The organism is Methylobacterium sp. PvR107, from assembly GCF_017833295.1.
Classification (GTDB): domain Bacteria; phylum Pseudomonadota; class Alphaproteobacteria; order Rhizobiales; family Beijerinckiaceae; genus Methylobacterium.
On record NZ_JAFIBW010000001.1, the window covers coordinates 3,000,803 to 3,026,486 of the forward strand.

General features: G+C 71.2%; 23 protein-coding genes and 1 pseudogene. 11 read left to right on the plus strand and 13 right to left on the minus strand.

Annotated features, from left to right (window positions below; genetic code table 11):
* Nucleotides 1-103: 103 nt before the first annotated feature.
* From JOE48_RS14210 to paoC, 5 genes are all read left to right on the plus strand, one after another.
* On the plus strand, nucleotides 104-2,023 hold the full coding sequence (locus JOE48_RS14210; RefSeq protein WP_312893208.1) for a chloride channel protein: 1,920 nt from the start codon (nucleotides 104-106) through the stop codon (nucleotides 2,021-2,023).
* A 104-nt stretch (nucleotides 2,024-2,127) separates the two neighbouring features.
* Nucleotides 2,128-3,219: a tartrate dehydrogenase gene (locus tag JOE48_RS14215; RefSeq protein ID WP_210030687.1), complete on the plus strand. Its 1,092-nt coding sequence runs from the start codon at nucleotides 2,128-2,130 to the stop codon at nucleotides 3,217-3,219.
* 238 nt (nucleotides 3,220-3,457) lie between these two features.
* A complete protein-coding gene (gene paoA / locus JOE48_RS14220) occupies nucleotides 3,458-4,036 on the plus strand; it encodes an aldehyde dehydrogenase iron-sulfur subunit PaoA (RefSeq protein ID WP_245252827.1) in 579 nt (192 codons plus the stop codon).
* On the plus strand, nucleotides 4,033-4,983 hold the full coding sequence (locus JOE48_RS14225) for a xanthine dehydrogenase family protein subunit M (RefSeq protein WP_210030692.1): 951 nt from the start codon (nucleotides 4,033-4,035) through the stop codon (nucleotides 4,981-4,983). The genes paoA and JOE48_RS14225 overlap by 4 nt, the downstream gene beginning before the upstream one ends.
* A 3-nt stretch (nucleotides 4,984-4,986) precedes the next feature.
* Nucleotides 4,987-7,206, plus strand: a complete 2,220-nt coding sequence (paoC, locus tag JOE48_RS14230; RefSeq protein WP_210030696.1) for an aldehyde oxidoreductase molybdenum-binding subunit PaoC — start codon at nucleotides 4,987-4,989, stop codon at nucleotides 7,204-7,206.
* Nucleotides 7,207-7,546: 340 nt separating this feature from the next.
* Here paoC and JOE48_RS14235 read toward each other — a convergent pair.
* Nucleotides 7,547-7,789 (minus strand): annotated as a pseudogene (locus JOE48_RS14235) (ABC transporter substrate-binding protein); the annotation flags it as partial.
* A gap of 529 nt (nucleotides 7,790-8,318) precedes the next feature.
* A complete protein-coding gene (locus tag JOE48_RS14240) occupies nucleotides 8,319-9,212 on the minus strand; it encodes a LysR family transcriptional regulator (RefSeq protein ID WP_210030698.1) in 894 nt (297 codons plus the stop codon).
* Nucleotides 9,213-9,314: 102 nt separating this feature from the next.
* Between JOE48_RS14240 and JOE48_RS14245 the strand changes: the two genes are divergently transcribed.
* A complete protein-coding gene (locus tag JOE48_RS14245; RefSeq protein ID WP_210030700.1) occupies nucleotides 9,315-10,196 on the plus strand; it encodes an NmrA/HSCARG family protein in 882 nt (293 codons plus the stop codon).
* 78 nt (nucleotides 10,197-10,274) lie between these two features.
* On the opposite strand, the gene JOE48_RS14250 is transcribed toward JOE48_RS14245, so the two are convergent.
* Together JOE48_RS14250 and JOE48_RS14255 are read right to left on the minus strand one after the other, a co-directional pair.
* The gene (locus tag JOE48_RS14250) at nucleotides 10,275-10,796 is read right to left on the minus strand and encodes a DUF1993 family protein (protein ID WP_210030702.1); all 522 of its coding nucleotides are present in this window, start codon (nucleotides 10,794-10,796) and stop codon (nucleotides 10,275-10,277) included.
* A 110-nt stretch (nucleotides 10,797-10,906) separates the two neighbouring features.
* Nucleotides 10,907-11,521, minus strand: a complete 615-nt coding sequence (locus tag JOE48_RS14255) for an FMN-dependent NADH-azoreductase (RefSeq protein WP_210030708.1) — start codon at nucleotides 11,519-11,521, stop codon at nucleotides 10,907-10,909.
* Between the two features lie 88 nt (nucleotides 11,522-11,609).
* Here JOE48_RS14255 and JOE48_RS14260 point away from each other — a divergent pair, with 88 nt between their 5' ends.
* From JOE48_RS14260 to JOE48_RS14270, 3 genes are all read left to right on the plus strand, one after another.
* The gene (locus JOE48_RS14260; RefSeq protein ID WP_210030709.1) at nucleotides 11,610-11,987 is read left to right on the plus strand and encodes a helix-turn-helix domain-containing protein; all 378 of its coding nucleotides are present in this window, start codon (nucleotides 11,610-11,612) and stop codon (nucleotides 11,985-11,987) included.
* Between the two features lie 78 nt (nucleotides 11,988-12,065).
* A complete protein-coding gene (locus tag JOE48_RS14265; RefSeq protein WP_210030711.1) occupies nucleotides 12,066-12,476 on the plus strand; it encodes a response regulator in 411 nt (136 codons plus the stop codon).
* Between the two features lie 135 nt (nucleotides 12,477-12,611).
* On the plus strand, nucleotides 12,612-13,232 hold the full coding sequence (locus JOE48_RS14270) for a glutathione S-transferase family protein (RefSeq protein WP_210030714.1): 621 nt from the start codon (nucleotides 12,612-12,614) through the stop codon (nucleotides 13,230-13,232).
* A 45-nt stretch (nucleotides 13,233-13,277) separates the two neighbouring features.
* Here the strand turns inward: JOE48_RS14270 and JOE48_RS14275 are convergent, their stop codons facing one another.
* The 9 genes from JOE48_RS14275 to JOE48_RS14315 form a co-directional block, all read right to left on the minus strand.
* Complete coding sequence (locus JOE48_RS14275) at nucleotides 13,278-14,036, minus strand: SDR family oxidoreductase (protein WP_210030722.1); 759 nt, start codon at nucleotides 14,034-14,036, stop codon at nucleotides 13,278-13,280.
* 15 nt (nucleotides 14,037-14,051) lie between these two features.
* Nucleotides 14,052-15,266 (minus strand): ABC transporter substrate-binding protein, encoded by a 1,215-nt coding sequence (locus JOE48_RS14280; protein WP_210030723.1) that lies wholly within the window; start codon nucleotides 15,264-15,266, stop codon nucleotides 14,052-14,054.
* 127 nt (nucleotides 15,267-15,393) lie between these two features.
* A complete protein-coding gene (gene phnE / locus JOE48_RS14285; RefSeq protein WP_210030724.1) occupies nucleotides 15,394-16,206 on the minus strand; it encodes a phosphonate ABC transporter, permease protein PhnE in 813 nt (270 codons plus the stop codon).
* Nucleotides 16,203-17,009, minus strand: a complete 807-nt coding sequence (phnE, locus tag JOE48_RS14290) for a phosphonate ABC transporter, permease protein PhnE (protein ID WP_210030725.1) — start codon at nucleotides 17,007-17,009, stop codon at nucleotides 16,203-16,205. Before phnE (JOE48_RS14290) ends, phnE (JOE48_RS14285) begins: the two co-directional genes overlap by 4 nt.
* Nucleotides 17,006-17,827 carry a phosphonate ABC transporter ATP-binding protein gene (gene phnC / locus JOE48_RS14295; RefSeq protein WP_312893210.1) on the minus strand — a complete coding sequence of 274 codons (822 nt, stop codon included), beginning with the start codon at nucleotides 17,825-17,827 and terminating at the stop codon, nucleotides 17,006-17,008. The genes phnE (JOE48_RS14290) and phnC overlap by 4 nt, the downstream gene beginning before the upstream one ends.
* Nucleotides 17,824-18,846, minus strand: a complete 1,023-nt coding sequence (phnD, locus tag JOE48_RS14300; RefSeq protein WP_210030728.1) for a phosphate/phosphite/phosphonate ABC transporter substrate-binding protein — start codon at nucleotides 18,844-18,846, stop codon at nucleotides 17,824-17,826. Before phnD ends, phnC begins: the two co-directional genes overlap by 4 nt.
* A 328-nt stretch (nucleotides 18,847-19,174) precedes the next feature.
* On the minus strand, nucleotides 19,175-20,416 hold the full coding sequence (gene efeB, locus JOE48_RS14305) for an iron uptake transporter deferrochelatase/peroxidase subunit (RefSeq protein WP_210035770.1): 1,242 nt from the start codon (nucleotides 20,414-20,416) through the stop codon (nucleotides 19,175-19,177).
* Nucleotides 20,417-20,493: 77 nt separating this feature from the next.
* Nucleotides 20,494-21,432: an iron uptake system protein EfeO gene (efeO, locus tag JOE48_RS14310; protein WP_245252828.1), complete on the minus strand. Its 939-nt coding sequence runs from the start codon at nucleotides 21,430-21,432 to the stop codon at nucleotides 20,494-20,496.
* A gap of 138 nt (nucleotides 21,433-21,570) precedes the next feature.
* Nucleotides 21,571-21,756 (minus strand): hypothetical protein, encoded by a 186-nt coding sequence (locus JOE48_RS14315; RefSeq protein WP_210030729.1) that lies wholly within the window; start codon nucleotides 21,754-21,756, stop codon nucleotides 21,571-21,573.
* Nucleotides 21,757-21,965: 209 nt separating this feature from the next.
* Here JOE48_RS14315 and JOE48_RS14320 point away from each other — a divergent pair, with 209 nt between their 5' ends.
* A complete protein-coding gene (locus JOE48_RS14320) occupies nucleotides 21,966-24,311 on the plus strand; it encodes a sensor histidine kinase (RefSeq protein WP_210030731.1) in 2,346 nt (781 codons plus the stop codon).
* Nucleotides 24,308-25,660, plus strand: a complete 1,353-nt coding sequence (gene ugpB / locus JOE48_RS14325; protein WP_245252829.1) for a sn-glycerol-3-phosphate ABC transporter substrate-binding protein UgpB — start codon at nucleotides 24,308-24,310, stop codon at nucleotides 25,658-25,660. The genes JOE48_RS14320 and ugpB overlap by 4 nt, the downstream gene beginning before the upstream one ends.
* Nucleotides 25,661-25,684: the final 24 nt, after the last annotated feature.

Genomic DNA, 25,684 nt, shown 5'->3' on the forward strand with positions numbered 1-25,684 from the left:
GCGAGCGCGTTTGCAACGCGGACGGCCGGGGCTCTAACTGCGTCCGGAAGGCCGATGCGTCGCCAGGACTGCGTCGCGCCGATCCGGGCCGACGAGACGGAATGTGAGCGCGCGACAGTCAGCGGCGGCCGCAGGCGGGGAGCCGGCCTCCGCTGCAACACCAGGGCGGGCGCCGGTCCGGCCGCACCGCCGGGCCCCTCGGCGCTGGACGGGTGCGGGCCTCGTCCAGGCCCCGGGGCGGCTGCGCAGCCTCGTCCGCCGAAGCGAGGGCGGCCTCGTGGCGCTCGCGACGCTCGTCGGCTGCGTGGCCGGCGTCGCCGTCTCGGCCATGACCTGGATCACCCAGACCCTGCGCGAGCTGCTCTACAACCTGCCCGCGGGAACGCGGCTCAGCGCGGCCGATGCCGTGACGCCGACGCTCCTGCTCGTGGGGCCCTGCCTCGGCGGCGCGCTGCTGGGGCTGGTGATCTTCGCCGCCACCTACCTGCGCGGGCCCCGCAGGCGCCCGGCGATCGACCCGATCGAGGCCAATGCCCTGCATGGCGGCCGCATGTCCCTGCGTGACAGCGTCTACCTCGCCCTGCAGAACGTGATCTCGAACGGATGCGGCGCCTCGGTGGGCTTGGAAGCCGGCTACACGCAGATCGCCTCCGGCCTCGCCTCGCGGCTGGGGATCGCCTTCGAGGTCCGGCGGAGCGACCTGCGCACCCTGGTCGGCTGCGGCGCGGCCGGCGCGATCGCGGCGGGCTTCGGGGCGCCGCTGGCCGGCGCGTTCTATGCCTTCGAGCTGATCATCGGCACCTATTCCATTGCCACGCTCACGCCGGTGGTGGTCGCGGCGCTGTGCGGTAACCTCGTATCCCGGTCGCTGATCGAGACGCATCCGCTGGTCGAGCTCGGCGACATGCAGGCGGTCACGACGTCGCACGTCACCAGCATGGAGATCCTGCCGAGCCTGGCCCTCGGGTTGTTCTGCGCGGCCCTCGGCATCCTGATCATGCGCGGGGTGACCCTGGTGGAGCGGCTGGTCCAGGCCTCCGGCCTGCCGCGGGCGGCCGCCCCGGCCTTCGGGGGCCTGTGCGTCGGCGCCCTGGCCCTGCTGGCGACGCCGCAGGTGCTCTCGGGCGGCCACGGCGCCCTGCACATGCATTTCGCCGCCGAGGGCCAGGGCCACGGGATCGCGGCGCTCGCCGGGCTGTTCGCCGCCAAGGCGGTGGCCTCGGCGATCTCGATCGGCTCCGGATTCCGGGGCGGCCTGTTCTTCGCCTCGCTGTTCCTCGGCGCCATCGCCGGCAAGCTGTTCGCGGCCCTGGCCCCCGTGCTGGTGCCGCCGCTGGCGGATTTCGGCCTGACGCCGCTCGCCTACGCGGTGATCGGCATGAGCGCGCTCGCCGTGGCGATCATCGGCGGCCCGCTGACCATGACGTTCCTGGCGCTGGAGGTCACCGGCAGCCTGCCGATCACCGGCCTCGTGCTGGCGGCGGTGATCGCGTCCTCGCTGACCGTGCGCAAGACCTTCGGCTACTCCTTCGCCACCTGGCGCTTCCACCTGCGCGGCGAGAGCATCCGCAGCCCCCACGATGTCGGCTGGATCCGCTCGCTGACCGTCGGCCGGCTGATGCGCCGGGACCCCGGCACCGTCGCGGCCGAGACGCCGCTGCCCACCTTTCTGCGGGCGCATCCGCTCGGCTCGCCCTCCCGGGTGATCGCGGTCGACGGGCGCGGGCGCTATGCCGGCATCGTCAACGTCCCCGAGGCGCACGCGGCCGCGCGGGACGCGGCCGCCGACGCGCAGCCGGTGCTCGCCGACCTGCTGCTCCACACCGGCGATTTCCTGACCCCCAGCATGAACGCCAAGGATGCCGCCGCCGCCTTCGACCGCACCGAGAGCGAGGCGCTCGCGGTGGTCGACGGGCCCGAGACCCGCCGGGTGCTGGGCCTGCTCACCGAGAGCCACACGCTCAAGCGCTACAGCGACGAACTCGACCGCCAGCGCCGGGCCATGGCGGGGGAAAGCGACTGATTGTCAGGCCCGGGTGTTGACCGCACACAGGCGAGCAACAATCACCCTGGCGCCTGCGATCAGGGGTCTGCAAAGCCCCGATCGCCGTAACTCGTGGAGGATCCATGCCCGGCCAAGGAACAAGCCAGCAGCGCCGCTACCGCATCGCGGTGATCCCCGGTGACGGCATCGGCAAGGAGGTGGTGCCCGAGGGCGTGCGTGTGCTGGAGCAGGCCGCCAAGCGGCACGGCTTCAGCCTCCAGCTCGACTGGTTCGATTTCGCGAGCTGCGACTACTACGAGACGCACGGCCGGATGATGCCGGAGGACTGGAAGCCGCAGATCGAGGCGCACGACGCGATCTATTTCGGCGCGGTCGGCATGCCCGAGCGGGTGCCCGACCACATCTCCCTCTGGGGCTCGCTGATCCTGTTCCGGCGCGAATTCGACCAGTACGCCAACCTGCGCCCGGTGCGGCTGATGCCGGGGGTGAAGTGCCCGCTCGCCGACCGCAAGCCGGGCGACATCGACTTCTGGGTGGTCCGGGAGAACACGGAAGGCGAGTACTCGAATGCCGGCGGCCGGATGTTCGCCGGCACCGACCGGGAATTCGCCCTGCAGGAGACGATCATGACCCGCCACGGGACCGATCGGATCCTCAAGTTCGCCTTCGATCTGGCCCAGAAGCGCCCGAAGAAGCACCTGACCTCGGCCACGAAGTCGAACGGCATCTCGATCACCATGCCGTACTGGGACGAGCGGGTGAAGGCGGTGGCCGAGGCCTATCCGGATGTCCGGTGGGACCAGTACCACATCGACATCCTCACCGCGCATTTCGTGCTGAACCCGGACCGGTTCGACGTGGTGGTGGCCTCCAACCTGTTCGGCGACATCCTGTCGGATCTGGGCCCGGCCTGCACGGGCACGATCGGCATCGCGCCGTCCGGCAACATCAACCCGGAGCGGGTGCACCCGTCCGTGTTCGAGCCGGTCCACGGCTCGGCCCCCGACATCGCCGGCCAGGGGATCGCCAACCCGATCGGCCAGATCTGGTCGGGCGCGATGATGCTGGAGCACCTCGGCGAGCACGCGGCGGCGGCCGAGATCGTCGGCGGGATCGAGCGGGTGCTGTCCGAGCGGACGCTGCGGACCCGCGACCTCGGCGGCAACGCCGATACGCAGGCCTGCGGCAAGGCGGTGGCGGAGGCGCTGGGCTAGGCCCCGTCCCCGCCCCGGGGCCAAGCGGCCGTCCCGGGGCGGCCGCACGCGCGGCGTTCCGGAGCGCTGCAGGCGGCCCGCCCCCTGATCATCCGGCTGGAGCGCCATACCTTGGAGCAAATCCAGGGTGTCGGTGTTTCCCTGGAGCATCCCGCCCGTGCCGGTCTTCTCTCCTGCCCCAGGCCGGAAGATCGGGATGTGGCGTTCGCGACGTGATGATCTGAACCGGAGAGACTTGATGGTGGGAGCTACCGCCGGCGCGCCCGAGGGCGCAGGCGCCGGGGCCGTCCGGACCGACGACCCGGTCCTCGCGAAGGTCACCTTGACGGTGAACGGCCAGCGCCGTGACCTCGAACTCGACACGCGCACCAGCCTGCTCGACGCGGCGCGCGAGCACCTGCACCTGACCGGCTCCAAGAAGGGGTGCGACCACGGCCAGTGCGGCGCCTGCACGATGATCGTCGACGGGCGGCGGATCAACGCCTGCCTGACGCTGGCGGTCATGCACCAGGGCGCCGAGATCACCACGATCGAGGGGTTGGGCCAGCCGGACCACCTGCACCCGATGCAGGCGGCTTTCGTGAAGCACGACGGCTACCAGTGCGGCTACTGCACGCCGGGCCAGATCTGCTCGGGCGTCGCCGTCCTCGAGGAGATCGAGGCCGGCATCCCGAGCCACGTGACCGCGGATCTCGAGGCCGCGCCCCGGGTGACGGAAGCCGAGATCCGCGAGCGCATGAGCGGCAACATCTGCCGGTGCGGTGCCTATTCCAACATCGTCGAGGCGATGACCGAGGTCGCGGGAGCGCGGGCATGAAGTCCTTCACCTACGAGCGTCCCAGCTCGCCGGCGGAAGCCGCGGCCGCCGTCGCCGCCACGCCCGACGCCAAGTTCATCGCCGGCGGCACCAACCTGCTCGACCTGATGAAGCTGCAGATCGAGACCCCGCGCCACCTCGTGGACGTGAACGGGCTCGGCCTCGACACGGTCGAGCCGACCGAGGCGGGCGGCCTGCGCATCGGTGCGCTGGTGCGCAACACCGACCTCGCCGCCCACCCGCGGGTGCGCAAGGATTATGGAGTTTTGAGCCGGGCGCTGCTCGCGGGTGCCTCCGGCCAGTTGCGCAACAAGGCGACCACCGCCGGCAACCTGCTCCAGCGGACGCGCTGCCCGTATTTTTACGATACGGCCCAGGCCTGCAACAAGCGCCAGCCGGGCTCCGGCTGCGCGGCGCTCGACGGCGTGAACCGCTCGCTTGCGGTGATCGGCGGCAACGAGGCCTGCATCGCCACGCATCCGGGCGACATGGCGGTGGCCATGCGGGTGCTCGACGCCGTGGTCGAGACGATCGACGCCGACGGCGCTGCGCGAAGAATCCCGATCGCCGAGTTCCACCGCCTGCCCGGCGACGCGCCGCAGCGCGACACCAACCTCAAGCCCGGCGAGCTCATCACCGCGGTGACGCTGCCGAAGCCGGTCGCGGGCACGCACATCTACCGGAAGGTCCGCGACCGCGCCTCCTACGCCTACGCGCTGGTCTCGGTGGCGGCGATCCTGGCCAAGGACGGCAGCGGGCACGTCGCCTTCGGCGGCGTCGCCCACAAGCCCTGGCGGGTCGAGGCGGCCGAGGCCGACCTCCCGAAGGGCGCGAAAGCCGTGACGGCCCAAGTCTTCGCCGACGCCAAGCCCACCCCCGAGAACGCGTTCAAGCTGAAGCTCGCCGAGCGGACCCTCTCCGCGGCGCTCAACCAAGCGAGGGCCTGAGCCATGAAGTTCGACACCCCCGCAGGCCAGAATCCGATCGACCGGCTCAGGGTCGTGGGTCGGCCCACCGACCGCATCGACGGCAAGTCCAAGACCACCGGCACCGCGCCCTACGCCTACGAGCGCCACGACGTGGCGCCCAACGCCGCCTACGGCTATGTGCTCGGCGCCGGCATCGCCAAGGGCCGCGTCCGCCGGATCGAGACCGCAGCGGCCAAGGCTGCCCCCGGCGTCATCGCGATCGTCACCACCCTCGACACGCCGCGGATCGAGCGCGGCGTGATGAACGTCGCCTACCTATTCGGCGGCGACGTGATCCAGCATTACCACCAGGCCGTCGCGGTGGTGGTGGCCGAGACCTTCGAGCAGGCCAGGGCGGCCGCCTTCCTGGTCGCGGTGGAGTACGCGCCCGAGGCCGGCGCCTTCGACCTCGCCGAGGCGGCGAAGTCGGCCAAGCCGGTCCCGGCCGACAGCGGCGAGGGCAGCGGTGGGAACGGCGAGGAGCGCGTCGGCGATTTCGAGGGCGCCTTCGCGCAGGCCCCCTTCACGCTCGACGCGACCTACACGACCGCCGACGAGAGCCACGCCATGATGGAGCCGCACGCCACGACGGCGGCCTGGGACGGCGACAAGGTCACGCTCTGGACCGCCAACCAGATGATCGGCTGGGGCCACGGCAGCCTCGCCAAGATGCTCGGCCTGCCGAAGGAGAAGGTCCGGCTCGACGCGCCGTTCGTCGGCGGCGGCTTCGGCGGCAAGCTGTTCGTGCGCGCCGACGCGGTGCTGGCCGCGCTCGCCGCCAAGGCGGCGGGGCGGCCCGTGAAGGTGGCGCTGACGCGGCCGCTCATCGCCAACAACACAACCCACCGGCCGGCCACGATCCAGCGGGTGCGGATCGGCGCGACGCAGGACGGCACCATCACGGCGATCGCGCACGAGAGCGTCTCGGGCAACCTGCCGGAGGGCGATCCCGAAACGGCGGTGAACCAGACCAAGTACCTCTACGCGGGGGCGAACCGGCTGACCGCCATGAAGCTCGCCCGTCTCGACCTGCCCGAGGGCAACGCCATGCGGGCGCCGGGCGAGGCCCCGGGCCTGGCGGTGCTCGAGGTCGCCATGGACGAGATGGCGGAGAAGCTCGGCCTCGACCCGGTGGAGTTTCGCATCCGGAACGACACGCAGGTCGTCCCGACCCAGCCGGACCTGCGCTTCTCCCAGCGCGACCTCGTCGGCTGCCTCAAGCTCGGCGCCGAGCGGTTCGGATGGGCCAAGCGCAACCCGAAGCCCGGACAGGTCCGGGACGGGCAGTGGCTCGTCGGGCACGGCATGGCGGCGGCCTTCCGCGACAACATGGTGCTGAAGTCGGGCGCCCGGGTGCGGCTCTCCGCCGACGGCACGGTCACGGTCGAGACCGACATGACCGATATCGGCACCGGCAGCTACACGATCATCGCGCAGACCGCCGCCGAGATGATGGGCGTGCCCCTCAACAAGGTGGCGGTGCGGCTCGGCGACTCGAATTTCCCGGTCTCCTCGGGCTCGGGCGGGCAGTTCGGCGCCAACTCGTCGACCGCGGGCGTCTACGCGGCCTGCGTGAAGCTGCGGGAGGCCGTCGCGCAGAAGCTCGGCTTCAACGCCACCGACGCGGTGTTCGAGGACGGCGAGGTCCGCGCCGGCAACCGCGCCATCGCGCTGGCCCGGGCCGCCGCGGACGGGGAGCTCGTGGCCGAGGATGCGATCGAGTTCGGCAAATTCTCGAAGACGCAGCAGGTCTCGACCTTCGGGGCCCACTTCGTCGAGGTCGCGGTGGATGCCTATACCGCGGAGGTGCGGGTCCGGCGGATGCTGGCGGTCTGCGCGGCCGGGCGCATCCTCAACCCGAAATCCGCCCGCAGCCAGGTGATCGGCGGGATGGTCATGGGGACCGGGGCGGCCCTGATGGAGGAGCTGGCCGTCGACACAAAGCGCGGCTTCTTCGCCAACCACGATCTGGCCGGCTACGAGGTGCCGGTCCATGCCGACATCCCGCATCAGGAGGTGATCTTCCTCGACGAGGTCGATCCGATGTCCTCGCCCATGAAGGCCAAGGGTGTGGGCGAGCTCGGCATCTCGGGAGTCGGCGCCGCGGTGGCGAACGCGATCTACAACGCCACCGGCATCCGCGTGCGCGACTACCCGATCACCCTCGACAAGCTCCTCGAGCGCATGCCGGACGCGGCCTGAGCGTCACGCGGGGACGTCCAGGGCGGATGTCCCCGCTTCGGTCTGTCGGAGCGTCATCCCGCAAGATGGTCTGCGGCTTCCGGGATGATGCACGATCGCGGCTCTCAGCAGAGTTGCATTGGCAGGCCCCCGGGCCGCTGGCAGGGGAGCACCGACGATTTCGATGGACCCAACGCCACCCTTTCGTGCGGGCTGGCGGGTGGTCGCGCCTCGCCACCCTCTTCTGCGGATTACGGGCAACCCGGGTCGGCCCATCCGCTTCCCAGCATGGGATGATCCCGCGCGCCATCCTAAGGGCGCGCGCGGCGGGCTTCGACCCGACCCATCCTTACTCGGCCTCCGTGTCGTTCTGCGCCTGCGCCAGGGCAAGATACGGATCCCAGATTACCCAGGCGTCGACGCTGCCATTCGCGAAGGCCGGGCCGGCATCCGAAGGCAGCAGGTAGGCCGGCTTGACGTCGAAGACGCTGTGGCCCGCTTTCTCGAGCGCCGTCACCAGCAGGTTGTGGGAGCTGGTGCCCCGCCCGACCGCGACCGTGCGGCCCTTGAGGTCGGCCACCGTCCGGATCGGCGAATCCGCCTTCGAGGTCGGGCAGGCTGTCGGTGACGATTGCGTGCCGCCGGATGCTGGTCCGGCGCACGCCGCTGCGCCCCTCCACGGTGGCCCGGGCGGTCAGCGGGACGGGCCAGACCTCGCCCCGCCGGATCCGCCCGTCGCGGTTGGCCAGCGCGCGCCGCTTGTCGTCGAGATAGGCATCGATGTCGGACATGCGCCCCGCGGTCCAGCGATCGGAAATCTCCGGTCGCGTCCGGATTGCGCCAAGCTTAGCCTCCCGCCTGCAGAAAGAGGTTCCGTAGTTCCCGCCAGACCGGGACGGTCATTCCGAAAAGGAGCCGTGGCGCATGAAGCGATCGATGCTTGCGCAAACGCCGGGCCTCGGCAGGCCTGCCGGCACCGTCATTGCCGGCGGCCGAACGATCATCGGTGGGAAACGGACCGGGCGGGGATTTTCAAGCCTGCCCCACGGAACGGACATCCGCGCGTCCGGGGCCGACGCGCTGGGCTACGGCCGCCCGATCGCGCCGGACCGGTCTCCGATGGGCCGCTGCCCTCAGCCTCCGATGAAGGCCGCCAGCTCCTCCGGCGTCCCGAGCGGGAACGCCGCCTTCAGGTGGTCGAGGAAGGCCGACACCCGCGCGCTCAGCAGCCGGCGCGACGGATAGAGCGCCCAGAGCGCGATCTCCGGGCCGTCGGCATCGCCCCAATGCACCAGCGTGCCGGCCGCGAGGTCGCGGCCCACCAGCGAGATCGGCAGGCAGGCGGCGCCGGCACCCGCCCGGGCCGCGTCGCGCACCATGATCAGCGAGGACAGGTGAAGGACCGGTTCGACCGCGATGCGCGTCCAGCCCGACGGCCGCGTCACCGTCCAGGCGGTCACGGGATCGATCCCGCCACGCAGGACGGCCGGGACGGAAGCGCCATCCACCCCGCGCTCGAGCCCCGGGCTCGCGACCACGACCAGCCGATCGCGGAGGAAGATTCGCCCGACGAGGCCCTCATCCGGGGCCGGATTGACCCGGATCACGAGGTCGTAGCCCTCCTCGACCATGTCGACGGCGCGATCCTCCGTCGTCACCTCGAGCCGGACCTCCGGAAACCGCCGGGCGAATCCGGCGGCGAGCCGGCCCATGGCGGTCTGCGAGAACAGCAGCGGGGCGCTGATCCGCAGGCGCCCGCGCGGGCTGCGGCCGCCCGCCGCGATCTCCGCGGCAACCTCCTCGAGCTCGGTCAGGAGAGCGCCGGAGCGTGCGTGGAGCGCCCGCCCCTCCTCGGTGAGCGTCAGGATGCGCGTCCCGCGTTCCAGCAGGCGCAGGCCGAGGCGGCCCTCCAGCTCCGCGACCCGGCGCGACAGCGTGGCCTTCGGGCGTCCGGTGGCCCGGGCGGCGCGCCCGAACCCGCCGTGACGGGCAACCAGATTGAAATCGGAGAGGGCGAGGAGATCCATCCGTTCCACCAGCGAGACAGTGGATCCCAATATACCGACTATTGGTGCGCAGGCGGATCACACATCTTCAGGATGTCCACGAGACAAACCCGGAGTGATCCCATGACCATCCTCGTAACCGGCGCGACCGGCACCGTCGGCCGCCACGTCGTCGCGCAGCTCGCCCAGCGGGGGGCGGATGTCCGCGCCCTCGTCCGCGATCCCACCAGGGCCGATCTGCCGGCCGGAATCGCCATCGTGCAGGGCGACCTGCTCGACGTCGACGCGCTGCGGAACGCCCTGTCGGGCGTCTCCACCCTGTTCCTGCTGAACGCGGTGGTGCCCGACGAGGTCTCGCAGGCGCTGATCGCGCTCAATCTCGCCCGGGAGGCCGGCATCGAGCGGATCGTCTACCTGTCGGTGATCCACAGCGACGTCTACGTGAACGTGCCGCACTTCGCCGGCAAGTTCGCCGTCGAGCGGATGATCGAGCGGATGGGCTTTAGCGCCACCATCCTGCGCCCCGCCTACTTCTTCAGCAACGACCTGACGATCAAGGACGTGGTGCTGGGCCACGGCGTGTACCCGATGCCGATCGGCAGCAAGGGCCTCGCGATGATCGACGCGCGGGACATCGGCGAGATCGCGGCCCGCGAACTCCTGCGCCGCGATCAGGCTCCCGGGCCGCTGCCGCTCGACCGGATCAACCTCGTCGGTCCGGACACGCTGACCGGGGCGGATATCGCGGCGATCTGGTCGGAGGTCCTGGGGCGCCCCGTCGCCTATGGCGGCGACGACACCCCTCGGTTCGAGCAGACCCTGCGGGCCTTCATGCCGGGCTGGATGGCGTTCGACATGCGGCTCATGGCCGAGCGCTTCCTCACCGACGGCATGCGGCCCGAGGCCGGCGATGTCGCGCGCCTGACCGGGCTGCTGGGCCGGCCGCTGCGCAGCTACCGCGCCTTCGCGGCCGAGACCGTGGCCGCAACCGGAGCTTCGGCCTGAGCATCGGCAGCCGATTCTCGGGCGGGGCGTGCGGCCCTGGTCTTCCGACCGCCATCGCCCCGGTCCATCCGGCCGGCGCTACGCGGAGGCGCCGTCGAACGGGCCGAGATAGTCGCGCTTGCCGACAGGGACGCCCCTGTGCCGCAGGATGTCGTAGGCCGTCGTGACGTGGAAGAAGAGGTTCGGCAGCGCGAACTGGAGGACGTAGCGGTCGGCGGACAGCGTCTGCTGGAACGCGCCGCCGCCGAACGTGACCGCCTGCGTCTCGCGGCCCGCGAAGGCGTCGGGCGGCAGCGTGCCGAGATAGGCGATCGTGTCCGCGCAGCGCGCCCGCAGCTGGTCGAACGTCGTCTCCGTGTCCGCGAAGGACGGGGCCTGCGTGCCGGTGAGCCGCGCGCCACCGAACTTCGCGGTGTCGGAGGCGCGCTGCACCTGGCCGGCCAGGGTCAGCATGTCGGGCGCGAGCCGGGCCTCGATATAGGATTCGGGCGCCGCGCCGGTCTCGGATGCGTGCGCCTCCGCCTTGTCGAGCAAGGTCGAGAGGATCGTCAGCCCGCGCGTGAACACGGGGACCGACGCGTCGTACAGGGTCAGGGACATCGCGGACCTTTTTGCATTCGGGGCGTCTGGCCGCGCCCCCGAGGCGACGCGCGGGTCATGCGGGAACCAAGCTCGTCCCGGCGTGCGGTTTGTCACACCGGGCGTGCTTGTCAGGCGGCGAGTTGTCCGATGGCGTCGCGCGCCGCGTCCATCGCGTGGGTCTTGGTCTGCTCGCCGGCCGCCAGACCCTCGACCAGCACGAATTCGGGGACGATGCCCAGGAATCCGAAGACCGCGCGCAGGTAGCTCTGGGCGTGTTCCGCCGAGACCATCGCGGTGTCCGGACCGTAGAAGCCGCCGCGGGCCAGCGCGACGATCACGCGCTTGCCGCGCATGAGGCCCTCCGGGCCGTCCGCGCCGTAGCGGAAGGTCCGGCCCGGCACGGCCAGGCGGTCGATCCAGGCCTTCAGCTGCGAGGGGATGCCGAAATTGTACATCGGGGCCCCGACCACCACGATGTCGGCGGCCAGGAACTCGTCGAGAAGCCGGTCGCTTGCGTCGCGCCGGGACTGCCCGGCGGCGTCGAGCGCGCCCGCCAGGGCCGCCCGGGGATGCGCACTCGGCAGGCTCGCCAGCGTCAGGTGCGGCAGGTCCTCCGTGGCGAGGTCACGATACGCGACCTCGGCCGCGACGCCCGCCGTCACCCGTCGGACGATGAGGGCCGACAGCTCGCGCGAGACCGAGCCGGCCCCGAGAATGCTGCTATCCACGTGCAGGAGTTTCATATCGGAACCCGGTTCCTGTTTGTGACCGGACGATGATATGAGCTTGGCCGAGCGCCGCAAGACGGCACAGATTTGATACCGAGGTTACATGGATGTGACCGAGCCGACTGTCTCGCCGACCTCGGATTGCCGCCGGGTCTCGCAGGTCCTGTCTCGTATCGGCGACAAGTGGAGCGTGCTCGTCATCATGCTGCTGCATCGCGGACCGCACCGCTTCAGCGCGCTGAAGCGCAGCATCGGCGGGATCTCGCAGCGAATGCTGACGTTGACCTTGCGGAACCTGGAGCGGGACGGCCTGGTGAGCCGCACCGTCACGCCGTCCATCCCGCCCCGGGTCGATTACGAGCTGACCGCGATGGGGCGGTCCCTGGCCGAGCCCGTGAAGGCGCTGGGCGCCTGGGCCTTCCAGCATCTCGACGCCATCGGCGCCGCGCAGACCCGGTACGACGGGCAGGCCGGGGCCTGAGACGAAGCCCGGACCGGTGAGCCCGCGCCGCCCGACGCGATGGGCGGATCTTTGATCTGGGTCGGGATTTGTCCAGTCATGACCGACGCGCCCGCCCCCTCGACCCCTTACGCCCTCGTCGTCGACGACGACGGTCTCATCCGCATGGATGCGATGGACATGTTGGAGGATGCGGGCTTCCGGACCTTCGAGGCCAGCGACGGCGACACGGCGCTCGCGCTGCTCACCCGAAACCATGCCCTGATCGTCCTGCTGTTCACCGACGTGCAGATGCCGGGCTCCCGCGACGGCTTCGCCGTCGCACGGGAGACGGCCCGCCAGTGGCCGCACATCGCCATCGTGGTGGCGTCCGGGCAGGTCCAGCCGGGCCCGGACGACATGCCCGACGGGGCGCGCTTCATCGGCAAGCCGTTCACGGCCGACATGGTGCACGACCACCTCAAGGAGATCCTGCCGGACGGCCAGAAGCCGGAGCCGCTGCGGGACTAGGCGCAGGCGGGGTCGCGGCACGGGGCGGCCGGTAGCCGGACGGCTGGCAGCACCCCGTGCGATCCCGGCTTCTGCGGACCGGCCGGGGCCGGTACACAGGACCGACGATTCGGCTCCGGCACGGATGCACGCGCGATGATCGAGCTATACGCCTGGAACACCCCCAACGGCCGCAAGATCAGCGTGGCCCTCGAGGAGATGGCGCTGCCCTACCGGGTCACGCCGGTGGACATCACCCAGGGCGCGCAACACGAGCCGGACTTCCTGGCGATCAGCCCGAACAACCGGATTCCCGCCATCGTCGACCCTGACGGGCCGGACGGCGCACCGATCTCGGTGTTCGAATCCGGCGCGATCCTGCTGTACCTCGCCGAGAAGACCGGCCGGTTCCTGCCGGAGGATCGGCGGCTGCGCGTCGCCGCGCTGGAATGGCTGATGTGGCAGATGGGCGGCTTCGGGCCGATGCCCGGCCAAGTCCACCACTTCCTGACCGTCGATCCGGCGAACCGGGCTTACGGGCTCGAGCGCTACCTCAAGGAGACGCGGCGGCTCTACGGCGTCCTTGACCGCCGCCTGGCGCAGGTCGAGTTCGTGGCGGGCCCGCTCTCGGTGGCGGATTTCGCGATCCTCGGATGGGCCTGGCGGCACGAGCGCCATCAGGTCAGCCTCGACGCGTATCCGCACGTGCAGCGCTGGTATCAGGCCCTGATGAGCCGGCCGGCCGTGAAGCGCGGTTTCGAAGTTCCCCTGAGCTGAGCCGGCCCGGTCCGGCGCCGCGGCCGGCCCCTCCGTCGCGACCGCTCAGAGCTTCACGCCCTCGAGATAGCCGCGGTTCCAGGTGGGGCTCATCAGGATCTCGTTGATGCACACGGAGGCCGGCAGCCGCGCGACGAACAGGATCGTCTCGGCGAGATCCTCGGCCTGCAGCATCCGCCCCTTGTCCTCCGCCGTCACGGGGACCGGCCGCTTGTCGAGGAGCGGCGTCGCGACCTCGCCGGGGCAGATGCAGCAGGACCGGATGCCGTGCCCGCATTCCTCCTGGTTCAGGCTCTCCGAGAGCGCCACCAGCCCGTGCTTGGCCGCCGAATAGGCCGGTCCGGTCAGCTTGGAGACGTAGCGGCCGGCCCAGGAGGAGACGTGGATGATCAGGCCGCTCCCCTGGGCGCGCATCGCCGGCAGCACCGCCCGCGACGCGTAGAACGGGCCGTTGAGATTGGCGCCGACCACGGCGTCGATGCCGGCCGGCGTGATCGCGTCCCAGCCCCGCTGCGGCACGTTGAGGCCCGCCGCGTTCACCAGCAGGTCGCAGCGCCGGTAGGCGGCCTCCACGGCCTCCCAGGCGCGCTGGACGTCGTCGGCCACGCGCATGTCGGCAGGCGCGACCAGCGCCTCCCCGCCCGCCCCGCGCACGAGCTCGGCGGTGTGCTCCAGGGCCTCCCGCCCCCGTCCTGTCAGCGCGAGCCGCAGCCCGGCCTTCGCCAGCGCCAGGGCGGCCGCCTGTCCGATGCCGGACCCGGCCCCCGTCACCCAGGCGACCTGTCCTCCGATGTCACGCAGCATGCCGGGCTCCCGTTTCTACAGCTTGCCGACGAGCGGGCAGCCCCCCTCGGCCAGGGGGCGGAAGGCCTGCTCGGCCGGGATCGTGTCGAGGAGCCGGTAGAGGTCCCACGGGCCCTTCGATTCGGAGGGCGCCTTCACCTCGAACAGGTACATCGGGTGCACCTTTCGCCCGTCCGCCCGGACCGTGCCCTCGCCGAACAGCGGGTCGTCCGTCGGGTTGGCCTTCATCCAGGCCATGGTCGCCTGCGGGTCGGTCGACTTCGTCGCCGCCACCGCCTTCAGGTAATGCAGCAGCCCGGCATAGACGCCGGCATGGTTCATCGTCGGCATGCTGTTGCCGTTGCGTGGGTAGAACCGCTCGGAGAAGGCCCGCGTCCCGGGATTGAGATCCCAGTAGAACGATTCCGTGAGCACCAGCCCCTGCGCGGTCTGCAGGCCGATCGCGTGGACGTCGACGGCGTAGATCAGCAGCGCGGCGAGCCTCTGGCCGCTCTCGGTCAGCCCGAACTCGTGCGCCTGCTTGACCGCGTTGACCGTGTCACCGCCGGCATTGGCCAGTCCCACCACCTTCGCGCCCGAGGCCTGGGCCTGCAGCAGGAACGAGGAGAAGTCGGTGGCGGGGAACGGGACCCGGGCGGCGCCCAGCACCCGCCCGCCGCCCTTGTCGATCACCGCGGTGGCCTCGTTCTGCAGCGAGAGGCCGAACGCGTAATCGGCGGTCAGGAAGTACCACGCGTCGCCGCCGCGCTTGAGCATGGCGCCGGCCGTGCCGTGCGCCAGCGCGTAGGTGTCGTAGGTCCACTGGATCGTGTTCGGCGAGCATTGCCGGCCGGTCAGTTCCGTGGTGCCGGCGCCCGAGTCGATGAAGATCCTGTTCTTCTCGCGGGTGACTTGGCTCACCGCCAGCGCGACCGAGGAGGTCGGCACGTCGAGGATCGCGTCGACGCCGTCGCGGTCGTACCATTGCCGGGCGACGGCGGCCCCGACATCCGGCTTGTTCTGGTGGTCGGCCGAGACGATCTCGACCTGCACGTCCGGGTTGGTCCTGGCGAAATCCTCGACCGCCATCTGCGCGGCGACGACGGAGCCCTTGCCGCCGGTATCCGCATAGACGCCGGACATGTCGTTGAGGACACCGACCTTGACGCGGATCGGCTCGGCGGAAGCCGGCTCGATCAGGGCGGCTAGACTGATCGCGGCGGAGAGAACGCAGCACCGGATCAGCGTCATGGCAGACATTCCTCCGAGGCGAATTCTTGTTGCCGACAGGAGGGCATGCCTGGCATCCCAGCGTCAAGCACCGGTCCGCAGCGGGATCGGGCGCTCGGCGTCCACGCGAACCTGTCGCCGTGATGCTTCAGAGCATGCGGGCTCTCACGGTCGTGACCACGATCTCGGCCGCGATGACGGTGGCGAAGATGGCGGCGAGCACCACGGCCACCTGATCCCAGTAGAGCAGGTTGAGCGCCGTATCGAGCGCGACGCCGATGCCGCCGGCGCCGACCAGGCCGAGCACGGCCGATTCCCGGATGTTGATGTCCCAGCGGAACAGCGCGATCGACCAGAAGGCCGGCTTCACCTGCGGCCAGTAGCCGAGCAGCAGGGTCGAGAGCCGCCCGGCCCCGGCGGCCTGCAGCGCCTCGATCGAGCCGCGGTTGGCCTCCTCCAGCGCCTCGGCGAACAGCTTGCCGGTGAACCCGACCGAGCGCAGCGCGATCGCCAGCGTGCCGGCGAGCGGCCCCGGGCCGAACACCGCCACGAACAGCAGCGCCCAGACCAGGGAATTCACCGAGCGGGAGGTCACGAAGACGAACTTCGCCAGCAGGTTCAGGGGTAGGCTGGGCGTCACGTTCCGCGCCGCCAGCAGCCCGATCGGCACCGCGATGCCGATCGCGATCAGCGTGCCGAGCGTCGCGATGTGCAGCGTCTCCACCAGCGCCCGCAACGTCGGGCCGACATAGCCGACATCCATCGGCCACATCCGTCCGAACAGGTCGGCGAGCTGGTCTGGGGCGTCGTAGAGGAATTCCGGGATCACCTCGATCGTGCGCAGGCTCGCCGCGAAGGCCGCCACCGCGAACAGCGTGAAGGCGAGCCGTGCGAGGCGCTTCCCCAGGGAGAAGCGCTGCCAGCGGCGCGGGGCCAGGGCGGCTGAGGCGGTGGCGCTCACTGGAACACCTTGCGCGCCCAGCCCGACACGATCTCGGCCACCATGATCAGCGTGACGATCACGATCAGGATCGCCAGCACGACGTCGTAGTCGAAGCGCTGATAGGCGGTGAACAGGGTCGCGCCGATGCCGCCGCCGCCGACGATCCCCACCATGGTCGAGTTCCGGAGGTTGGAATCGAGCTGGTAGGTGGCGAAGCCGATGAAGCGCGGCAGGACCTGCGGCTGCACGCCCATGATCAGCGTGGACAGGAAGCCCGCGCCGGTCGCCCGCACCGCCTCGACCTGCTTCAGGGAGATCTCCTCGATCGCCTCGGCGAACAGCTTCGCGATGAAGCCGACGGAGGCGACGATCAGCGCCATAACGCCCGCCAGCGCCCCGAAGCCGATCGCCTTCACGAACAGGATCGCCACGATGATCGGGTGGAACGAGCGGCACAGGGCGATCAGCGCCCGCATCGGCCACGTTACCCAGGGCGGCATCAGGTTGCGGGCCGCGAGGAAGCCGATCGGCAGGGCGACCGCGATGCCGATCACCGTGGCGATCACGGCGATCTGCAGGCTCTCGACGATGCCGGACTGGATCAGCTCCCAGCGCGAAAAATTCGGCGGGAACATCCGGGCCAGGAACTGCCGGCCATGGCCGAGCCCGCTGGCGAGGCGCTCGGGCACGAAGCCGAGCTGGCTGGCGGCGTAGAGCGCGTAGACGGCGAGGAGCACCCAGCCGATCCGGGCGGTCCAGTTCGGACGAAACGCGGCGCCGCGGGATGCGGCCGCGGGGGTGGGACCGGCGGTGGCGCTCATTCGAGCCAGTTCTCGCCGCCGTAGATGCCGCGCAGGTCGCGCTCGCTGAGGCGGTCGGGCGGCCCGTCATAGACCACGTGGCCGCCCGACATGCCGACGATGCGCGCGGCGAAGCGCTGGGCGAGCGCCACGTTGTGGATGTTGACGACCACCGGCACGCCGCGCTCGGCCGCGAGCCGCGACAGGATCTCCATGATCTCGACGGAGCTCTTCGGGTCGAGGGACGAGGTCGGCTCGTCGGCGAGCACGATCTCGGGCTCCTGCATGATCGCCCGGGCGATGCCGACGCGCTGGCGCTGGCCGCCCGAGAGGGCGTCGGCCCGGCGCGTGGCGAAACCCGACAGACCGACCGCGTCGAGGAGGTCGAAGGCCCGGGCGATGTCGGCCTCGGGGAAACGCCGCAGCCACGCCCGCCAGACCGGCACGTAGCCGAGGCGCCCGCAGAGCAGGTTCTCCATCACGGTGAGGCGTTCGACGAGGTTGTATTCCTGGAACACCATCCCGATCCGGCGACGCGCCCGGCGCAGGGACCGGCCGGAGAGCTGGGCGAGATCCTCGCCCCGGAACAGGATCTCCCCCGAGGTCGGCTGCACCAGCCGGTTGATGCAGCGGATCAGGGTGCTCTTGCCGGTCCCGGACGGTCCGATGATCGCGGTGAGGCCGGTGCCGGGCACCACGAGGTCGATGCCCTTCAGGACCGGCTGGCCGGCCCGGTATTCCTTGGTGAGCCCGCGGATGACCAGGGCGCGCGGGTCATCCACCCGGACGCCCGCATCCGGCCCGGCGGCGGACACGCGCAGCGCGGTTCCCGCGGTCACGGCTTGCCCGCGCCGTCGGCCTTCTTGCGGGCCGCCTCGGCCTCGCGGGCGGCCTCCCGCTCGTAGGCGGCCTTATTGTAGGGGGTGCCGGATTCCTCCGCGACCTTGCGGACGATCGCCCAGTCCTTGAGGTAGGTGATCGGCGCGAAGCGGTCGTCGCCCTCGAAATCCTTCACCATGTCGGGCGGGAAGCGGAAATCGTAGAAGCACTGCTTCAGCTTCTCGGCCAGCTCCGGCTTGAGATCGTGGGCGTAGGCGAAGCCCGAGGTCGGGAACTTCTCGCTCGTGTAGATCACCCGATAATCGTCGCCCTTGATCGTGCCGCGGGCGACCATCCGGTAGAACACGTCGGAGGCCACCGGGGCGGCGTCGTAATCGCCGGTTCCGACGCCCAGCGCCGACTTGTCGTGACCGCCGGAATAGATGAGCTTGTAATCCTCGCCCGGCTTCAGGCCCTGCTCGGGGAACAGCGCCTTCGGGGCGAGGTTTCCGGAATTCGACGAGGGGGCGGTGTGGGCGACGCGCTTGCCCTTGAGGTCGGTGAGCGTCTTGTACGGGCTGTTCGCCTTCACCACGACGATGAGGTTGTAGCCCTCGGCCCCCTTCTCGGTGCCCTTGGCGGCGAACGGGATGGCGCCGGCCATGTTGACGGCGAAGCCGAGGGGCCCGGTCGAGAAGCCCGCGACCGTGAGCCGGCCGGAGCGCATCGCCTCGATCTCGGCCGAGTTCGACTGGACGGGGTAGTAGACGACCCGCTTGCCCGTGCACTGGCTCAGATAGGCGGTGAACGGCTTGAACGAGTTCTCGTAGACCGCGGGATCCTCGACCGGCGTGTAGGCGAACACGATGACGCTGGGATCGCGGGTCTTCGCCGGCACATCGGCGACGAGATCCTTGTTGGCGTCGCAATACGCGTCGTCGAGCTGGCCGCGATGGGGGCAGTCGTCAGCCTTGGCGGGCGACACCGAACCCAGTCCCCAGAGCAGCGCCAGGGCTGCACCGCATCGGGCGATTCTCACGCGGTTTCCTCCATGCGGAGCAAGGCCTTAGGCCGCCCCACCGTGTTGCCGCTCGATCCGGGCCGAGCTTGAGCCGGCAACTTGTAGGCGTCGGGTTCCGAATCGCGCAAGGCCGTCGGCACAGCGGTTCTTGAAGGATGGGGCGTGGTGACAGGTCCCGTCGGTCTGCGGCCTGCCCGCTTTGCGGCGTCGAACCTCGTTCCCCGGGCGGCGCGCTGGAAGCGAGATCGTGTGCCCTGATCAGGGACCCCACGCGAACCGACAGCCACGCCGTCATCCCGGGGCGCCGCAGGCGGACGGACCGCACGGTAATCCCGGCCCGATAGGCCTACACCGCGGCCAGCAGCCCCTCCCCCAAGAAGCTCTCGGGCTCCGCGACCCCCGGCAGGGCGAAGAAGTAGCCGCCGCCGACCGGGCGGATGTACTCCTCGAGGCCCTCGCCGGAGAGGCGGTTCTGGACGGTGATGAAGCCGGCCGCGAGGTCGGCCTGATAGCAAACGAACAGCAGGCCCATATCGAGCTGCCCGGCCGCGGTCAGCCCGCGGGAGTAATTGTAGCTGCGGCGCAGGATCAGGCTGCCCTCGGTGCCGGGCAGGCGCGGGTTGGCGAGGCGGATATGGGCGGCGAGCGAGATGGTCTCGCCGTCCGGATCGGCCGCGTAATCGGGCGCGTCGCGCTCGTGGCCCTGCCGGAGCGGCGCGCCGCTGCCCTTGTGCCGGCCGATGATCGCCTCCTGCTCGCCGAGCGGCGTGCGGTCCCAGCGCTCCACGAGGGTGCGGATGATCCGCACCACCTGGTAGCTGCCCCCCGCCGTCCAGGCCGGCTCGTCCTGCCCCGGCCCCACCCAGACGTAGCGGTCCATCAGCCGGGAATCCCGCACATCGAGGTTGGCGGTGCCGTCCTTGAAGCCCAGCATGTTGCGCACGGTGTCGGCCCCCATGGTCTTCACCACGTGGGGCGGCAGGAAACCCTCGATCTTCCAGCGCGGCGCGAGGAGGCCGGGCGTCGCCTTGAGGACGTCGCGCAGGGCGTGGATGTTGGTCTCGGCCGTGTTCGAGCAGAGCTGGATCAGCAGGTCGCCGTGGCACTGGGCCGGGTCGAGGGCGTCGTTGGAGAAGCGCTCCATGGGCCCGAGATGGCGCGGGCGGGCGCGCGCCAGGCCGAACCGGTAGTCGAACAGGCTCGCACCGACCGAGACGGTGGCGGTGAGGTTGTCCGGCAGGACCGTCGGCCCGAGGATGCCGGAATTGCGCGGCGGCAGCTGCGGGTGGAGATCGGGCACGGCGCCGCCCCGGGTCAGAAAGGCCAGGCGCTCGGTCAGCGTCCGGAACAGGTGAGGCAGCTCGCCGCGCCGCTCGGCCAGCACGTCGAAGGCGACGTAGAGGGCGGCGGCCGGCTGCGGGGTCACGATCCCGGCCTGATGGGGCCCGTAGAAGGGCTGGGCGACGAGCGTGCCCTCGGTCGCCGGAGTGGGCGTCGCATCCTCGGCCCGGGCTGGCCCGAGGAGCGCGGCCGCGCCGAGCCCCCCGAGGAACCGGCGGCGGGTGGAGACCGGGGACGAAAAACGCATCATCGCTCGACGAAGTCTGTTCGTTCTGCCGCTTGTCGCCGCGAACAAAGACGACAGGACGGATCTTGGCAATCGTTTCAGTCCAACCCCAGACGGCCACGCAACGTCGACAGGTCTTCGGCGAGCAGCGTGATCGGGCCCTTGAGGGCATTGCGGTCCCGGGCCGTGAGGTTGTCGTAGCTCTGGAAGCCGCCGTCCGCGCCGCGGTAGCGGGCGAGCAGGTCCTCGACCCGCTTGTAGCTGCGCTCGACCCGGGCCACGAAGTCCCGGTCCGCCAGGAGCGGGCGCAGGAGCGTGAACACCACCTTCGAGCCCTCGATATTGGCCTGGAAGTCCCACAGGTCGGTGCGGCTGTAGCGCTCCTCCTCGCCGCTGATCTTGGTGGCGGCGATCCCCTCGATCAGGGCCGAAGCGGCCCCGACCGCCTTGGCGGGCGGAATGGCCAGCGCCGCGACGCGGTCGCGCAGGGTCACGGTCTCGGCGGCGAGCCGCTCCGCGACCTCGCCGAGGCCCTCCGTGGTGCCGTGGGTGAAGAGGGCCATCTCCAGGCGGTGGAAGCCCACGAAGGCGGGATCGCGCTCGCGCAGCTCGAACTCGTCGCTGCGCACGTCGATGCGCTTGATCAGCTCGGGGAACAGGGCCGCCACCGGCTCGATGCGCTCGTAGGGCGCGCGCGCCGGAGCGTAGAGCCGGCGCGCCTCCGCGAGCTGCCCGGCCTGGATTGCCGCGACGAAGCGCGCGGTCTCGCGCATGAAGGCGTCGGCCTGGGCGACCGCGTAGGTCCTGTAGGCCGCCAGGGCGGCAGCCAGTTCGGGCGCGATCGGCCGGGCCTGACGCGCGGGACGCGGGCTGTCCGGCTGCTCGAGGGACGAGGCCGGCCGCGGCTCGCCGAGGCCGATCAGCATCGCCACGGCGACCGCCGCGACGCGGCGTCGGTCCCTGTCGAGGCGTGCAATCTCGGGCATGCGGGGCCGGAGGCGGATCTGGACGCGGAGCGCGGCGCGAACCGACCGCATGGTCCGGCTAACGGAGGCCGCGCACCGGGGCAACCGCCGCGGGTCATCGCAGCCGGCTCAGACCAGAAGCGGGATCAGGACGGCGACCACGATATTCGTCCCGACGAGCAGGACCAGAGGCAGGGCACCCATGGCCGGTCAGCCGATGCACGCCAGCGCGCGGGCGCCGGGCGCGGCGGCCTTCGCCGGGCAGGCGCGGGAGACCATCCCGGAGGTCCCGGCATCGGCCGGTTGGGCGGTGACGGCTTGCGAGAGCATCGGCAGGTAGGTTGTGCCGACCAGGATGCCGGCCGAGAGCAGCAGGCGGGCGATGACGTCGAGCATGGTGTTTCCCCTCGTTCGGCCTTCGAGGACCGTTGTGCGGGGCGGTGTCTACGGGTTTCGTGATGCGGGAATATTGCGTCCCGTGTTGCTTCATTGCTCTCGGGAAGTCATCGCGCGGATGTCACAATAACCGATTGTGGCGTCGCGGAGCCGGCGACGGAACGGGAGGCCGCAACGGTGGCGGGGCGCGGGACACGGTGTGGGGCGCGATGATGCGCGGGTTCGGCAGGTCCGGCATCGCGCGCCGCGTCCTCGTGGTCGGGGCGATCCCGATCCTGGTCGCGGCCGCGATCGCGCTCGGCGCCTGGATCCTGCTCCGCGAGGCCGAGCGCGCCCGGGCCGGCGCCGTGGTGGCGACCGAGACGGCGCAGACGCTCGCGGCGATGAACCGGGCGCGGGCGGATGCCCTGAGCGGCAGCATCGAGGGATGGGACGAGGCCGAGCGCCGCTTCGACGCGCGCGCGGCGACGGCGACGGCGCAGCTCGAAAGGCTGGAGCATCTCGCGCGGACGCGCGGCCAGGCCGCCCTCGTGGCGACCGTGACGGGCGACCTGACCTCGCAGGTGACGCGGATGCGCGCGCTCCTGCTCTCCGAGCGGGCGGCGACCGCGACGATCGCCGACATGGCCCGGCGGGCGGACGCCCTGGTGGCGCTGACCGACGTCGCGCGCCGGCGCCAGCAGCAGGACAATGCCCAGCTGATCGCCGTGCTGGCCGTCAAGGACGCCGAGCTGGAGCGGAACCAGGGCGTCGTCACCGCGCTGCGGGAGCTGCGCGAGGCGATCAGCACGGCGGAGCTGAACCGGGCGCGCATCGGCCGCCCGGTCTTCCCGATCGAGTTCGACGAACTCGCCGCGGATCTGCAGCAGCTCGACGCCGTGGGCGAAAGGCTGCGCCGGGTCCTGCGCGTCGACGGCGAGGCCGGGGTGGCCGACCGGGCGACGGAGCTGCTGAAGGCCTATCGCGACCGGAGCCGGACCGAGGACGACCTCAACCGGGTGCTCTCGGAGGGGTTCGAGCTGACCCGCGCGACCCAGGCGGGCCGCGTCCTGGTCGAGTGGTGCGACCAGCTCGTCCAGGTGAACGTCGCCCGCCAGGGCCGGCTCTACGAGGAGGTCGCGCTCCTCATCCGCCACTCGGTCCTCTCGAACGAGGCCGAACTCTCCGCTCAGGACATCGCCCTCACGGCCCTGCGCCTCGCCCGGCGGACCGACGCGGCGCTGGCGGGCCGGGACACCTCCGAGGCGTCGCGGGTGCTGGCGGCGGGCGCGGACCTGTCCGGCACCTCCCGGACGCTGCTCATCCCGGCAAGCATCCGCGACGAGATGGCGGGGGCGATCGACGGCTGGCGCACGCAGCTCGCCGCGACGATCGACAAGATCGGCGAGCAGAACGAGACCATCGCCGACATGGACCGGCGGGCCGCCACCATGAGCGCCAACGCCCAGACCCTGAGCCGGGCCTTCATCGACGACGCCGACCAGTTCGGCAGCGTGATCCGGCAGCTCCTGATCGTCGGGGCGGTCGGGGCCCTGTGCCTCGGGATCGGGGCCGCCGCCGCGGTGGCGCGCTCGATCACCCGGCCGCTGCACGCCCTCCAGCACAGCATCGTCACCGCCGCCGGCGCGCCCACGCCGGAGGATATCGGCCGCGACGGCCACCTGCTCACCCGGCGGGACGAACTCGGCGACATCGCCCGGGCGACCAACGCGTTCCTGGAGCAGATCCGCCGCCGGGAGGCGGACCGACGCAAGGCGTCCCAGCGGGCCGACGATGCGCTCACGACCCTGCGGCAGGCCCAGGAGGACCTGATCCGGGCAGAGCGGCTCGCCTCGCTCGGCCAGCTCGTGGCGGGCGTCTCGCACGAGATCAGCACCCCGCTCGGCATCGCCCTGACGACGGCGACGCAGGTCCAGTCCGACTCGATGGCCTTCGCGCGCATGGTCGAGGAAAACCAGCTCTCCCGCTCGCGGCTGACCCAGTATGCCGGGCGGATGCAGGAGGGCGCGCAGCTCCTGGCCAGTAACCTCATGCGGGCCGCCGACCTCCTCTACAGCTTCAAGCAGGTGGCGGCCGATCAGGCGATCGAGGACCGCCGCGCGCTGAACCTCGCGGACTGGATCGACGAGCTGCTGAAGAGCCTGCGGGCCCTGGCGCGGCCGGGCCGGCACGTCTTCGTGGTCGACTGCCCGCCCGACCTCGTCGTCGACACGCTTCCGGGCATCCTGGCGCAGGTCGTGTCGAACGCCGTCAAGAACGCGATCGAGCACGGCTTCCGGGACCGCGAGGGCGGCCGCATCACCATCACGGGGCTGCGGACCGGGGGCGGGATCGACCTGTCCATCGCGGATGACGGGCGCGGCATCGCCAGCGCCGATCTCGGCCGCGTGTTCGACCCGTTCTTCACCACGGCCCGCGCCCGCGGCGGGACGGGCTTGGGCCTGCACATCGTCCACAACCTCGTGGTGAACCGCCTCCAGGGGCGGGTCGAGTTGCAGAGCAGCGCCGGCGCCGGCACGGTGCTGCGGCTTTGGCTTCCGGAGCGGCTGGCATGAGCAGAGCGACGCGGAACGCCCCGCCCGGCGGGCTCTTCCGGCTGGGCGTGCTGATCGCCGGCCTGCTTCTCGCGCTGCGCCCGCTCCCGGCCGCCGCCGTCACCGAGCTGCAGTTCTGGCACGCCCTCGACGGGCCGAACGGCGAGCTGGTGACCCGCCTCGCCGAGACCTTCAACGCGTCGCAAGCCGATTACCGGGTCGTCCCGGTCTACAAGGGCAGCTACGCCGAGACGATCAGCAGCGGCATCACGGCCTACCGCACCGGCGCGGCGCCGCACCTGCTCCAGGTCTTCGAGGTCGGCAACGGGACCATGGCGGCCGCCATCGGCGCCGTCAGGCCGGTCGCCACCGTGATGCGGGAGGCGGGCCTCGCGGTGACGCCGGAGGATTTCCTGCCGGTCGTCGCCACCAACTACCTGGATTCGGAGGGCGGGATGCTGTCCCTGCCCTTCAACGTCTCCTCGACGGTGATGTGGATCAACCGCGACCGGTTCCGGCAGGCGGGCCTCGACGCCAACCATCTGCCGACGACCTGGCCGGAGGTCTTCGAGGCCGCGCGGCGGCTTAGGGCGGCGGACGGCGAGCGGTGTGCGCTGTCTTCCGCCTGGCCGACCTGGGTGCATCTCGAGCAGCTGTCGGTCTGGCACGACCGGCCGATCGCGACCCGGTCCAACGGCCTGGACGGCTACGACGCCGAGCTCGTCTTCAACGGCCCGCTCCAGGTCCGCCACCTGCAGAACCTCGTCGACCTGCAGCGCGCGGGCGTGTTCGCCTACAACGACCGCGTCAACCGCGGGGAATCCCGGTTCGTCTCGGGCGACTGCGCGCTCTTCCTCACCTCGTCGAGCCTCTACGGGAAGGTCTCCACCGCGGCCCGGTTCGACTGGACGGTGGCGCCGATGCCGTTCTACCCCGACGTGGTCGCGGAGCCGCAGAACGCGATCCTGGGCGGCGGCTCACTCTACGTGATGCAGGGCAAGACGCCGGACGAGTACCGCGGCGTCGCCCGGTTCCTGGCCTTCCTCATGGAGGGACGGCAGCAGGCCGCGCTCTACCGGAACACCGGCTACATCCCCACGACGCGCGCCGCCTACGACGACGCGGTGGCCGAAGGCTTCTTCGAGCGGCACCCGCAGCTCCACGTCGCCGTGCAGGAGCTCACGCGGCGCCCGCCGACGCGCAACACGGCCGGGCTGCGCCTGGGCAACATGCTGCAGATCCGCGACCTGTGGGCGGAGGAGCTGGAGGCGGCGCTCAGCGGCGCGAAGTCGCCGCAGCAGGCCCTCGACGACGCCGTGGCCCGGGGCAACCAGGTGCTGCGGGTCTTCCAGCAGCGGACGAAGAAATGAGCGCGGCGGGCCGGTCGGCCCGCA